The 12526-nt window shown below is 69.7% G+C and carries 12 protein-coding genes; 7 read left to right on the forward strand and 5 right to left on the reverse strand.

All coding sequences use genetic code 11. The features are described 5' to 3' along the window. Nucleotides 1-119: 119 nt before the first annotated feature. From OG357_RS19050 to OG357_RS19070, 5 genes are all read left to right on the forward strand, one after another. Nucleotides 120-965 (forward strand): M24 family metallopeptidase, encoded by an 846-nt coding sequence (locus OG357_RS19050; protein ID WP_317597286.1) that lies wholly within the window; start codon nt 120-122, stop codon nt 963-965. After that, nucleotides 965-2767 (forward strand): SDR family oxidoreductase, encoded by a 1803-nt coding sequence (locus OG357_RS19055; protein ID WP_329622293.1) that lies wholly within the window; start codon nt 965-967, stop codon nt 2765-2767. Before OG357_RS19050 ends, OG357_RS19055 begins: the two co-directional genes overlap by 1 nt. Before the next feature lie 147 nt (nt 2768-2914). Next, nucleotides 2915-3856: a MerR family transcriptional regulator gene (locus OG357_RS19060; protein ID WP_329622294.1), complete on the forward strand. Its 942-nt coding sequence runs from the start codon at nt 2915-2917 to the stop codon at nt 3854-3856. Nucleotides 3857-3959: 103 nt separating this feature from the next. Beyond that, nucleotides 3960-4502, forward strand: coding sequence for an RNA 2'-phosphotransferase (locus OG357_RS19065; RefSeq protein ID WP_329622295.1), 543 nt, complete (start codon nt 3960-3962; stop codon nt 4500-4502). Between the two features lie 45 nt (nt 4503-4547). Beyond that, complete coding sequence (locus tag OG357_RS19070; RefSeq protein ID WP_329622296.1) at nt 4548-5000, forward strand: hypothetical protein; 453 nt, start codon at nt 4548-4550, stop codon at nt 4998-5000. A 40-nt stretch (nt 5001-5040) separates the two neighbouring features. Here OG357_RS19070 and OG357_RS19075 read toward each other — a convergent pair whose 3' ends face one another. The 3 genes from OG357_RS19075 to OG357_RS19085 are packed head-to-tail and all read right to left on the reverse strand — an operon-like array spanning nt 5041 to nt 7930. After that, a complete protein-coding gene (locus OG357_RS19075) occupies nt 5041-7053 on the reverse strand; it encodes a type I restriction-modification system subunit M (protein ID WP_329622297.1) in 2013 nt (670 codons plus the stop codon). Beyond that, nucleotides 7050-7760 carry a restriction endonuclease subunit S gene (locus OG357_RS19080; protein WP_329622298.1) on the reverse strand — a complete coding sequence of 237 codons (711 nt, stop codon included), beginning with the start codon at nt 7758-7760 and terminating at the stop codon, nt 7050-7052. Before OG357_RS19080 ends, OG357_RS19075 begins: the two co-directional genes overlap by 4 nt. 11 nt (nt 7761-7771) lie before the next feature. Next, complete coding sequence (locus OG357_RS19085; RefSeq protein WP_329622299.1) at nt 7772-7930, reverse strand: hypothetical protein; 159 nt, start codon at nt 7928-7930, stop codon at nt 7772-7774. 351 nt (nt 7931-8281) lie between these two features. Here OG357_RS19085 and OG357_RS19090 point away from each other — a divergent pair, with 351 nt between their 5' ends. Beyond that, complete coding sequence (locus OG357_RS19090) at nt 8282-9184, forward strand: LLM class flavin-dependent oxidoreductase (protein WP_329622300.1); 903 nt, start codon at nt 8282-8284, stop codon at nt 9182-9184. A gap of 39 nt (nt 9185-9223) precedes the next feature. Here OG357_RS19090 and OG357_RS19095 read toward each other — a convergent pair whose 3' ends face one another. Further along, nucleotides 9224-9595: a DUF6083 domain-containing protein gene (locus OG357_RS19095; protein ID WP_329622301.1), complete on the reverse strand. Its 372-nt coding sequence runs from the start codon at nt 9593-9595 to the stop codon at nt 9224-9226. A gap of 310 nt (nt 9596-9905) precedes the next feature. Here OG357_RS19095 and OG357_RS19100 point away from each other — a divergent pair, with 310 nt between their 5' ends. Beyond that, nucleotides 9906-10787 carry a Cof-type HAD-IIB family hydrolase gene (locus OG357_RS19100; protein ID WP_329622302.1) on the forward strand — a complete coding sequence of 294 codons (882 nt, stop codon included), beginning with the start codon at nt 9906-9908 and terminating at the stop codon, nt 10785-10787. A 13-nt stretch (nt 10788-10800) separates the two neighbouring features. Here the strand turns inward: OG357_RS19100 and OG357_RS19105 are convergent, their stop codons facing one another. After that, nucleotides 10801-12513, reverse strand: coding sequence for a GAF domain-containing sensor histidine kinase (locus OG357_RS19105; RefSeq protein WP_329622303.1), 1713 nt, complete (start codon nt 12511-12513; stop codon nt 10801-10803). Nucleotides 12514-12526: the final 13 nt, after the last annotated feature.

Here is a 12526-nt window from a genome sequence, read left to right on the forward strand (position 1 = left end):
TCGTTTTCCACAGGCTGCTGTCCGACCCCTTGACTCAGCCGCCGGGCATTGTCACATTCATCGGTGTCAAGTTACGGACGCGTAGTGCGATCGGGCGCTCACACGGGACGGCGGATGGCATGGGCTCAGCAGTGACAGGCGAACTCTCCGCGGAGTTGCGGGGGTTCAGGGAAGTGCAGCGGCTCTCCTACGAGTGCGCGGAAGCCGTCGCGGCGCAGCTCAAGCCGGGCGTGACCGAGCGCGAGGCCGCCCGGATGCAGCGGGAGTGGCTGTACGAGCGCGGGGTGCGGGACTGGTTCCACCGGCCGTTCGCCTGGTTCGGGGACCGCACGGCCTTCGTGGACTTCAGGATCCCCCTGCAGTTCTTCCCGACGAACCGCCGCCTGGAGGCGGGGATGCCGTTCATCCTCGACATGGCGCCGGTCTACAAGGGCCACACCGCCGACATCGGCTACAGCGGCTGCCTGGGCCTCAACCCCCTGCACGACAAGCTGCTCGCCGACCTCCGCGACCACCGCGAGCTGATACTCCGCGAGGTCCGCGAGCGCCGTACGCTGCGGGAGATATACGAGGACGTGGACCGGCTCATGGTCCGCCAGGGGTACGCGAACCGGCACCGGGCCTACCCCTTCGGCGTCATCGCCCACAAGATCGACCGGGTGAAGGAGCGCCGCTGGTCGCCGACGCTCTTCGGCTTCGGCACGCAGGCGATCAAGGGCTTGGCGAGCGACGCGATCCACGGCCACCGGGACGGCTGGTCGCCGCTCTGGTCGCCGTACACGTTCTCCGACCACCCGCCCGTGCCCGGGCTGTGGGCGGTCGAGCCGCACCTCGGATTCCGGGGTACGGGCGCGAAGTTCGAGGAGATCCTGGTCGTCACCGACTCGAAGGATCCCGAGCAGAGCGCGTTCTGGCTGGACGACGATCTGCCGCACGTGCGGCGCTGGAACGAGGGGGCGGTCTGATGGCGGGGCTCAAGGGTGTGCGGGAGCGCTGGGTCCGTACGGGCGGGGTCGAGCTGTGTGTCGCCGAGCTCGGCGACACGGACCGGCCGACCGTGGTGCTCGTGCACGGCTACCCGGACTCCAAGGAGGTCTGGTCGGAGGTCGCGGCCCGGCTGGCCGAGGAGTTCCACGTGGTGCTGTACGACATCCGGGGCCACGGCCGGTCGACGGCTCCGGCCCCTCTCCGCGGCGGCTTCACCCTGGAGAAGCTGACGGACGACTTCCTCGCGGTCGCCGACGCCGTCAGCCCGGACCGGCCCGTCCATCTCGTCGGCCACGACTGGGGCTCGGTGCAGTCCTGGGAGTTCGTCACCGTCCCGCGCACCGAGGGGCGGATCGCGTCCTTCACCTCGATGTCGGGGCCGAGCCTCGACCACTTCGGGCACTGGATCAAGCAGCGCATGGCCCGGCCCACCCCCCGTCGCGTCGGGCAGCTCCTCGGCCAGGGCGCCAAGTCCTGGTACGTGTACATGCTGCACACGCCGGTGCTGCCGGAGCTCGCCTGGCGCGGGCCGCTCGGCAAGCGCTGGCCGAAGATCCTGGAGCGGGTCGAGAAGGTCCCGGCCGGCGACTACCCGACACCCTCGCTGCCGAGCGACGCGGCGCACGGCGCCTGGCTCTACCGGGACAACGTCCGCGCCCGTCTCGGCAGGCCGCGCCCCGACGCGTACGCGCACGTGCCCGTGCAGCTGATCACGCCGACCGGTGACGCCTTCCTCTCCGAGCGGCTCTACGACGACCTGGGCACCTGGGTGCCGGACCTGACCCGGCGCACCCTGCCCGCCAAGCACTGGGTGCCGCGCACCCGGCCGGACCAGCTGTCCGCCTGGATCGCCGAGTTCGTCCGGGCGAACGAGGACCCGGCGACCGGAGCCTCGGGTGCTCGCCGGCCCGTCGCGGCGACGGCGCCGAGAAGCGGGGTGAAGCCGGAGTACGCGGAGCGGTTCGGCGGGCAGCTGGTCCTGGTGACCGGGGCCGCCAGCGGCATCGGGCGGGCCACCGCCTTCGCGTTCGCGGAGGCCGGTGCCCGGGTCGTGGCCGTGGACCGGGATGCCGAGGGCGCGGGCCGTACGGCCGAGATGGCCCGGCTCATCGGCGCTCCCGAGGCCTGGAGCGAGACCGTCGACGTCGCCGACGAGCAGGCGATGGAGAAGCTGGCCGCGAAGGTGGCGAGCGAGTATGGGATCGTCGACGTCCTGGTCAACAACGCGGGCATAGGGCTCACCGGCTCCTTCTTCGAGACGACGAGCGAGGAGTGGAAGCGGGTCCTGGACGTCAACCTGTGGGGCGTGATCCACGGGTGCCGGATCTTCGGCGCGCAGATGACCGCGCGCGGCCAGGGCGGTCACATCGTCAACACCGCCTCGGCGGCCGCCTTCCAGCCTTCTCGTGCCCTGCCCGCGTACAGCACCTCGAAGGCCGCCGTGCTGATGCTCAGCGAGTGCCTGCGCGCCGAGCTGGCCGACCAGGGCATCGGGGTGTCCGCGATCTGCCCCGGCATCGTCAACACCAACATCACCGCGACCACGCGGTTCGCGGGGGTCACGGACGAGGCGGAGGAGACGCGGCGCCAGAAGAAGGCGTCCCGGCTCTACGGGCTGCGGAACTACCCGCCGGAGAAGGTCGCGGACGCGATCCTGGGGGCGGTCCTGCACGACCGGGCCGTCGTCCCGGTGACCCCCGAGGCCCGGGGCATCCACACCCTGTCCCGGCTGAGCCCGGGCGTGCTGCGGGCGTTCGCCCGCTGGCAGCCGCCCGCGTAGGCGGGTCGCGCCCTCCGCGTCTGCCGGACGCGGAGGGAACGGGGGAGGGAACGGGGGAGGGACGGGGGAGGGACGCGCGGTCGTACGATCCCTCCCAGGAGGGGCCCCGCGGCGACGGGGTGCGGAAAGCGGGGGGTGGGAGCGGGTTTGTCCGAGCAGTCAGCACAGCCGGAGTACCGGATCGAGGATCTCGCGCATCACAGCGGTGCCACGGTCCGGACGATCCGCGCCTACCAGGACCGCGGTCTGCTGCCCCGCCCCGAGCGGCGCGGCAGGTCCAACGTGTACGGGGACGCTCACCTCGCCAGGCTGCGCCAGATCGCCGACCTCCTCGACCGCGGCTACACCCTGGCCTCGATCAAGGAGCTCCTGGAGGCCTGGGACACCGGCCGGGGCCTCGGCGGGGTACTCGGCCTGGTCGCGGAGGTCCACGGGCCGTGGACGGACGAGGAGGCGGCCCGGATATCCCGCGCGGAGCTGGACGCCCGCTTCGGCGGCAAGCCCGACGAGGACGCCATCCGGGAGGCCGTAGAGCTCGGCGTACTGGAGCGGCTTCCGGACCGCGAGGCGGAGGAGTACCTCGTACCGAGCCCGCAAGAGCTCGCCGTGGCCGTCGAGTTGTACGCGGCCGGGGTGCCGCTTCCGGCAATCACCGGGCATCTGCGGGAGCTTCGCGACCAGGTCGAGCACATCGCCTCCCGTTTCCTGGAGTTCACGACCGAGCACGTCTTCGCTCGCTATCTGGAGCACCGGCCCCCGACGGACGCGGACGCGGCCGAGGCGGCGACGATGGTGCGACGGCTCCGGCCGCTCGCCCAGCAGACGGTCGATGCCGAACTGGCTCGGGCCATGCGCCTGTTGGCGACCCGGCACCTCCAGCTCCATCTCTCGCCCGACGCGCCGCCTGCGAGGGACGACGAGCCCCGCTCGGTGGGTCTGCCCGCCGGGACGATTCGGGCCGTTCAGAATCTCGTTGGCGCGGAGGGTGTCGCGGCGTTCATCACTGCCGCCACGGAACGCGAAGTCCATAAAAGGACATTGGACACGCTTGCCTCAACTCAGCAGATATCCAACCAACTTACCCAATAGGCCTTAAATGGCAGCCGCGTTGTCCACAGAATCGCCAACTAGCCTGTGGATAACCTACTTTGGCTGTGGATCAAACATGTCCGCTTCAATTCATCGGAGAACAATGGACGAACGACGCACGGTGAAGGTGTCGAAGTACCTCTCCAAGCATCTGCGTCACCAGCCCGAGCGCATCGGCCTCGTCCTCGACACGCAGGGCTGGACCGAGATCGACACGCTCCTGCGGGCAACGGCCGCGCATGGCTTCCCGATCACCCGCGAGGAACTCGACCACGTCGTCGCGACCAACGACAAGAAGCGCTTCGCGATCGAGGGCACCCGCATCCGCGCGAGCCAGGGCCACACCGTCGAGGTGGACCTGGACCTGCCGGTCGCCGAACCGCCCGCGTACCTCTACCACGGTACGGTCGCGGACCGGCTTGCCGCGATCCGGGCGGAAGGCCTGCGCCCCATGGCCCGCCACCACGTGCACCTCTCCCCCGACCGGGAGACCGCGACCCGGGTCGGCGCCCGGCGCGGACGGCCGATCGTGCTGAGCGTCGACGCCGGCGCCATGCATCGCGCGGGACACGTCTTCCACGTCAGCGCCAACGGGGTCTGGCTGACCGACGCCGTGCCTCCGGAGTTCCTCCGCCTGCCCTCCTGAGACCGGCCGCCCCCTGAGCCGAGCGGCTGAGGCATGATCACCCCCATGGCACACCCGCACCTGCCCACCACCGAATCGGCCGTCACCGCGATCCGCGAGATCGCCCAGGAGTTCCACCTGGAGATGACGGTGACCGACGACATCGGCGCGGACCAGACCTCCCGGCGCACCTCCGCCGGCGCGTTCGCCGTCCTCGACCCGGACGGCTCCCTGCCGCACGAGGCCTACGTCGAACTGGGCGGCTCCCCCTCGCTCAGCGTCCAGCTCTTCCCCGAGGACGACGCCAGGATCGTCGTGGACGGTATCGAGTTCGCCGACGTGCCCCGCGACGCGGTCCCCGCCTTCCTCCGCTCCGTCCTCGGCGGCCTCGCCCATGTGAAGGGCCGGTTCTTCCCGCCCGGCTGGTGGCTGGTCGTCCCGCTCCCCGGCGACACCACGCACAAGGAGCTCATCCCGGGCAGCTCGCTCACCCCCTGGATGAACCGCCGCGTCCGCTGATCCTCCGCGGACCGCCGAGGCTCAGCGCATCACATCGTGGTCAAGCGGGCTCGGTGTAACCGAGCTCTCCCAGACGAAGTCTCAGCCGTACCGCAGCGGCCTCGTTCTCCCTCTCCAAGTCCGTGATCGAGGCCGCGTACCGGTCGCCCCACGAGCGATACGCATCGACAAGTCCTTGTCGTTCCGTAGCGGCAAGCCTCTCCACACGAGAGCGGAGATCGTCACCAAGGACATCGAGCACCCGCTCGCGCGCCAGATCCTCAGGAACGTACGAAGGCCGTTCGTCGGTCGACGCCCACCGGTCGATCAGCCCAGGAAATCCTCGATTGTCAAGACTCCTGAGGTCGTTGTGCCGATCCGACCACCAAGCTGCGAAGACACCCGCCAGTTGATATCGGTCCAGAATGCCGGCAGGCAGGAGTTCCTCGCGGAAGGAAGCCATGAGCCGGGGGCGCAGCATCAACAGTCTGCCGGTGCCCGCAAGCTCGGCGATGAGGTACTCGGTCTCCCTCCACCATGACCGGCAGCGGTCGCCGAAGTCCCGCTCGCGGGCGGCGCCCAGGTCAGGGATGCGGGCTGCGGTCGCCTCGAAGCCCTCACCAAGGAAATCGAGGTACGCGGAACCCCGCGTCCTGAACAGGTCGGCGAGGTCGACGCCGAAAACGCGGAACCTCTCCGCTTGCGCATCGACCTCGCTTCTAGGCACACCACCAAACAACGCCGCACGGACATCAAGAAGCTGCTCGGCCGGCGGACTGGCGTCTACATAGCGCCGAATATTGAGATTGAAGTCGTTCTCCGCGATCTCATCCAGCGAGACCACTCGCGAGAAGCCAGGAATGTTCGCCCATTCACGGAAAGCACCCACGATCTTCTCTACGTTCTGCGGCTCCAGGCGGTTCTGGGATCGCCCCGTGACTACCTCGTGCTCGGCGTTGATGAACAACACCTGACCACGTTGTTCCGCTGGGGTTCCGTTCTCGCCCCGGAGCACCAGGATGCAAGCTGGGATGGACGTTCCATAGAAAACATTCGGTCCGATGCCGATCACGGCTTCGAGCCGGGAAGCCTCGACGATTCCGCGACGGATGTCCGCCTCTACCCCACCTCGGAAGAGCACACCGTGCGGGGTGACCACCGCGCCGATGCCACCCGGTCGGAGTGTGGCCAGCACATGCTGGACATTCATCAGATCGGCCTTCTTGCCCTGCCCAGGTGTCCAGCCGTATCTCATCCGCTCCGGATACCTCACCACCTTCTCGGAATAGTTCATCGAGAAAGGAGGATTGCTCAGCACACAGTCGAAGCGTCTCAGGTGCCCGTCCGCCATCACGTGCAGGGGGTCGCTCAACGTGTCCCCGCAGAGCACCGAACTGTCAACGATGCCGTGTAGCAGAAGGTTCAACCGGGCCGTAGAGCAGGTCGCGGCGTTTACTTCCTGCCCGAAGAGGGCCAGATGCGTACCGGCCCCGACGTGCTCGTCAACGTACTGTCTGGCCTGAACGAGCATGCCTCCCGAGCCAGCAAAGGGATCGTAGACCGACTGTCCCTCCTGCGGCCGGACCAGATGCACCATCAACCCGACCACAGAGCGGGGTGTAAAGAATTCCCCGCCACGCTTCCCAGCACCGTCGGCGAACGAGTTGAGGAGAATATCGTATGCACGACCGACCACGTCACCGGACTCCAGATCGTTGTCACTCAACGAAATCCGGTCGAATTGGTCGATCAGTGCTTTCAAATCAGCACGGCCCAGCCTTCTGTCGAAGTCAAGAGCTTCGAATACACCTTTCAGTACCTCTGGGTTACTTCGCTCGAGTTCCCAAAGAGCTTCGTTGAGGACGTGTCCCAGCGCCTTACCCTCGTAGCCGGTGATGTGGGACCAGTGCGCGCGCTCGGGAACTCGAAGGATCCCCGGCTGGTCAGAGACCCGCTTGAGGACCAGCATCCCGGAGATGATGTCACGATACTGAGGTTCGTCCATCTTTCCGCGCAATACGTCAGAGGCGCGGAAAAGGGCACGCTCTAGACCGACAGAGGTACGGAGGGTCATAGGTGGCTCGTTCCTTGAATCAGCTCTTCGAAGATAGCCGGCCTGAGTGCTTCCAATCGGTCGGCCAGCTGCCGCTGAATCTTGATCCGGGCATCGATATCGGCCAGGGCTTGGACAACAGCGTGCTGGCGAGGCAAGGGTGGGACGATGACCAGCAACTCGCTCAGCATCGCCGAATTAAGCGAAGGAACTGTGCCCGGGAGGGACTTCCCCAGCATGGCCCGCTGCACGGACGGATCAGACAGGTACGACACGAGGTATTCGGGCAGGACAAACTCACGCTGCGGCCTGATACGGAGACAGGAAGAGCCGTAGAACCACGTGGCGTGCTCTGCCTCGATCAGCGCCAGCCGCCCGAGTGCCCCCTGCCGCACGACGAGAAGGTCGCCTGCTCGCAGCGCGAAGCGGGCGAGCCGTTTGGCCTCGCTCCACGGCACCCGTCGCAACCGCCTCGTGTCCACGGTGTGGTGGTCGGTGAGATCTGGGGGCGAGATCACCGGCACACCGTCAGGCCCGTCGTTCAGGCTGTCCAGCAACGACCCCGACGGGCCGGCTGTCACCTCGCAGAGATTCCCGAGCGGCTGCTCAAGGTGCGCCGAGGGTGCGTCACCTACTCGCACAGCGCCTCCGTCCTTTATGTCCGCATAGCAAATTTGTCGACTTCTGCGAGGTGGGGGAACCGCACACGTGTGGCTCCCCCACCTCACACTCGGGCTAGTCAGACAGTACGCAGCCAGCCCCGCATCACGGTCCGCACCAGTTCCTCCGCCACGACGGTCAGCAGAGCGGTGGCCACGACGGCCAACGCCACCGCGCCGTGCCCCATGAACGCCGCGCACACCACGACCACCACGGTGATCCCCAGGAGAATCTGCACAGCCCTCCTGGCCCGGGGCGGCAGGAACCATGCATCATGGACATTGACAATCCTCACAGGGTCGTCCTTTCTGTCACGCGCTTCGCGCGGTGACGGTTTTTGCTGCGCCGCCCTGCCGGGCCTGCAAACCATGCGGGGCGGTGCGGCGTCTACGGTTGACTGTTCTCTTAGCGGCGCAAGCAGGAAGCGACGCCCCCCCAGCCACCAAGCACGCGGCCCGAGCACGCCCGAGCTTCGATAGCCAAAGCATACACACCGTCAGACTGCGAAGCTAGCTTCGCAGTTGACTGCCTGTGGGCAGCTCGTGGTCAAAGGCCGACCCGTCCATCGGACCGCCGTAGGCTCGGGACCATGAGCCTGCGTCTGAGCACCGTCATCCTGCCCATCGACCGGTGGCACGAGGGAGGCCGCGAGAAGTGGCGGCGCGCCGAGGAGCTGGGGTTCCACACGGCGTACACCTACGACCACCTCTCCTGGCGCACCTTCCGCGACGGCCCGTGGTTCGGCGCGCTGCCCACCCTCACCGCCGCGGCCACGGCGACCGAGCGGCTCCGCCTGGGCACGCTCGTGACCTCACCCAACTTCCGCCACCCCGTGACCCTCGCCAAGGAGCTGATGTCGCTCGACGACATCTCCGGGGGCCGGATCACACTCGGCATCGGGGCCGGCGGCAACGGCTTCGACGCCACCGCCCTCGGGCAGGAGGCGTGGACGCCGAAGGAGCGGGCCGACCGGTTCGGCGAGTTCCTGCCACTGCTCGACCGTCTCCTCACCGAGGAATCGGTGACGGAGCGGGGCACCTTCTACTCGGCGGAGGAGGCCCGGAACATCCCCGGCTGCGTCCAGCGTCCGCGACTGCCGTTCGCGGTGGCGGCGACCGGGCCGCGCGGGCTGAGGCTGGCCGCCCGGTACGGGCAGGCGTGGGTGACGACCGGCGACCCGAAGATCTTCGAAAACGGCACCCCGGAGCAGTCGGTGGAGGCACTGCGCGGCCAGGTCGAGAAGCTCGGCAAGGCATGCGCCGAGACCGGCCGGAACGTGGCCGAGCTCGACAAGGTCCTGCTCACCGGCCTCACCCCGGACCGTGGTCGCCCGCTGGAGTCGCTGGACGCCTTCGTCGACTTCGCCGGCACCCACCGCGACCTCGGCTTCACCGAGATCGTGATCCACTGGCCGATCCCGGACTCCGGCTTCGCCGCCGACCAGGCCGTCTTCGAGAAGATCGCCACCGAGGCCCTCTCACAGCTGGGCTGAGCCGCCCGCCACGGTCGTACGCCCCGCCGGGGCCTGAGGTCAGGGCACGCGCCGGGCGTGCCCGCGCCACAGGGCGAGCAGCACCGGTGAGCCGGTCGGCGCGGGCCGTCCGGGGCACACGTCGAAGTGGCTGACCCGGCAGGTGTCGGACGGTACGGCGGGGCCGAGGTTGACCGCCGTACCGTCGCCCGCCACGCGCCAGCGCCGGCCCGCCGGAACCACCCGGGCCGGCAGCTCCCCCGGCTCGATCATGACCCAGCGCCCGCGCACCGTCCGGTGCCACGCGGCGCCGGCTCCGCACGCGCCGCAGGTCGCGGGCGACGAGCTCCGCGCGTCCGGCACTGCCCTCCCGGTGCGGGCCGCGTGCGTCACGGCCGCGGTCATCCCCGCCAGGACGTCGCCCACCAGCACCGGATCACGCGCCGGATGATCCGATCCGGCCCGCTCACAGCTCCCGCAGAGCGCCATCCCGAGACTCGCTATCCATATGCCGTACGGCGCACCGCAGGCCTCGCACTCGTCACACCGCCGGCCCGAGACCATGCCCCACCCCCTGGAGATGCCGTCAGCTCTCCTGGAATCCTCCCCACCCTCGCCAGGAACCGAACGAGCGTTTTACGGCCAGATCAGGACGCTCCGGGACGGGTCGCGCCACCGAATTCGCCTACTCATATGTGCACCTCCTCGCACGCCCGTGCGTCCGGTGCGGAACAATGGTGCGGTGACCTCTCCCCCCTCTCCGCGTTCCTCCGCTCCCGCGGCCCCGGCGACCCGGCTGATCGCCACCGACCTCGACGGCACGCTCCTGCGCGACGACAAGTCCGTCTCCGAGCGCACGATCGCCGCCCTCGCCTCGGCGGAGCGGGCCGGTATCGAGGTCTTCTTCGTCACCGGCCGGCCGGCCCGCTGGATGGACGTCGTCAGCGACCACGTCCACGGCCACGGCCTGGCCATCTGCGCCAACGGTGCCGCCGTCGTCGACCTCCACTCGGGAGGCACGTTCCTGGAGGTCCGCCCGCTGGAGCGGCCGGTCGCCCTCGACGTCGTACGGGCGCTGCGCGCCGCCGCGCCCGGGACCTCCTTCGCGGTCGAGCTCACCACCGGCATCCACTACGAGCCGGACTACCCGCCGTTCTTCCTCGACCCCGGCGCCACCGTCGCCACCGCCGAGAAGCTCCTCTTCGAGGAGGCTCCGGGCGCCGCCGCCCCGGTGCTCAAGCTGCTCGCCCAGCACCCCGAGCTCGACCCCGACGCGTTCCTGGCCCTGGCCAGGGAGGCCGCCGGCGAACTGGCCTCCTTCACCCGGTCCAGCCCCACGGCTCTCCTGGAGGTCAGCGCCCTCGACGTCTCCAAGGCCTCCACCCTGGCCCGGTGCTGCGCCGAGCGCGGCATCTCGGCCGAGGAGGTCGCCGCCTTCGGCGACATGCCCAACGACATCGAGATGCTCAACTGGGCCGGCCGCTCGTACGCGATGGGCAACGCCCACCCCGACGTGATCGCCGCCGCCTCCGGCCGTACGGTCGGGAACAACGAGGACGGGGTGGCCGTCGTCATCGAGCGGCTCGTGGCGGAGGCGCTGGACGCGCGGCGGGACACCCCGTAGCCACACCCCGTCGTCAGAGCGGGGCTTCCCACACCACCGTCGTGCCGCCGCCGTCCTCCCCGAGGCCCGGCCCGCACCAGCTCGCGCCGCCCAGCGACTCGGCCCGCCGCGCCAGGTTGCGCAGACCGCTGCGCCGCCCGCCCTTCGGGATGCCGACGCCGTCGTCCGCGACCGAGAGCCGCACCCCGGCCGAACCGTCGGGCAGCGTGACCGTGGCGTCGACGACCACCTCGATGCGGCTCGCCTCCGCATGCCGGAAGGCGTTCGAGAGGGCCTCGCGCAGGGCGGCGATGAGGTTCTTGCCGGTGAGATCGCCGACCGCCGAGTCGATCACGCCGAGGAAGCGGTGCGCCGGCTTGAAGCCGAGCGGCACGGCCGCCATGTTGATCTCCCGCAGGACACGGGTGCGCAGCCCCGACGGGGCCTCGGCAGGACCCTGCTGAAGCGCGAAGATCGCCGTACGGATCTCCTGGATGGTCACGTCCAGCTCGTCCACGGCCTTGCCGACGCCCTCGCGTACGGCCGGCACGATCGACTTCCGCTGGGCGCTCTCCAGCATCATGCCGGTGGCGAAGAGTCGCTGGATGACCAGGTCGTGCAGGTCACGGGCGATCCGGTCACGGTCCTCGAACACGGCGAGACGCTCCCGGTCCCGCTGTGCGTCCGCCATCATCAGCGCGAGCGCCGCCTGTGAGGCGAACTGCGTGGCGAGCGTCCGCTCCGTCTCCGTGAACGGCCGCCCGCCCCGCACCCGGGGCGTGGCGAGCGCGCCGAGGACCCGGCCGCCGCTCTGCAGCGGCAGCATCATGCTCGGGCCGTACGCGGACGTCAGCCGGCTGATCATGCGCGGGTCCGTCGAGGCGTCCGCCACGAAGACCGCCTCGCCCTCCAGGAGCTGTTCGACCACGGCGCTCTCGGGCGGGATCACGACGCCCAGCGACTTGGTGGCGCGGGGCGAGGAGACGGCGACGATCTCCAGGCCCCCCTCCTCGGCGGGCAGCAGCACGATGCCGGCGTCCGCGTCTGCGAGTCGGCGCGCCTGTTCGGCGACGACCGCGAGCGCGTCGTCGGCGTCGCCGCCGGAGAGCAGGGCCGTGGTGACGGCGACCGAGCCGTCGATCCACCGTTCGCGCTGCCGGGCGGCCTCGTAGAGGCGGGCGTTGCCGATGGCGATGCCCGCCTCCGTGGCGAGCACCCTGACCATGTGGACGTCGTAGTCGTTGAACTCGCCGCCGCCGTGCTTCTCGGCGAGATAGAGGTTGCCGAAGATCTCGCCCTGGACCCGGATGGGGACGCCGAGGAAGCTCCGCATCGGCGGATGCCCCGGCGGGAAGCCGGCCGCGCGCGGATCGGTGGACAGGTCGGCGAGGCGGATGGTCTGCGGGTCGCGGATCAGCGCGCCGAGCAGCCCGGCGTGGCCGTCGGGGAGATGCCCGATCCCGCGGGCCACGTCCTCGCCGACGCCGAAGGTGACGAAGTCGGACAGTCCCTTGCCCTCTTCGTCGACGACCCCGATCGCGGCGTAGCGGGCGTCGGCGAGTTCGGCGGCGGTCTCGCAGATCCGGTCGAGGGTGGAGTGGAGTTCGAGCCCCGTACCGACCGACCGCATGGCCTCCAGGAGCTGCGGTACGCGGGCGGTGAGCTCCGTGGACAGCCCCTGGAGGCTGCGCGTGGCCCGAGTGGCGGCTTCCAGGGGGTCCGAGGCGTCGGACGCGGCGGCGGTCATGAGCCTGAGCCTA

The organism is Streptomyces sp. NBC_01255 (genome assembly GCF_036226445.1).
Lineage (GTDB): Bacteria > Actinomycetota > Actinomycetes > Streptomycetales > Streptomycetaceae > Streptomyces.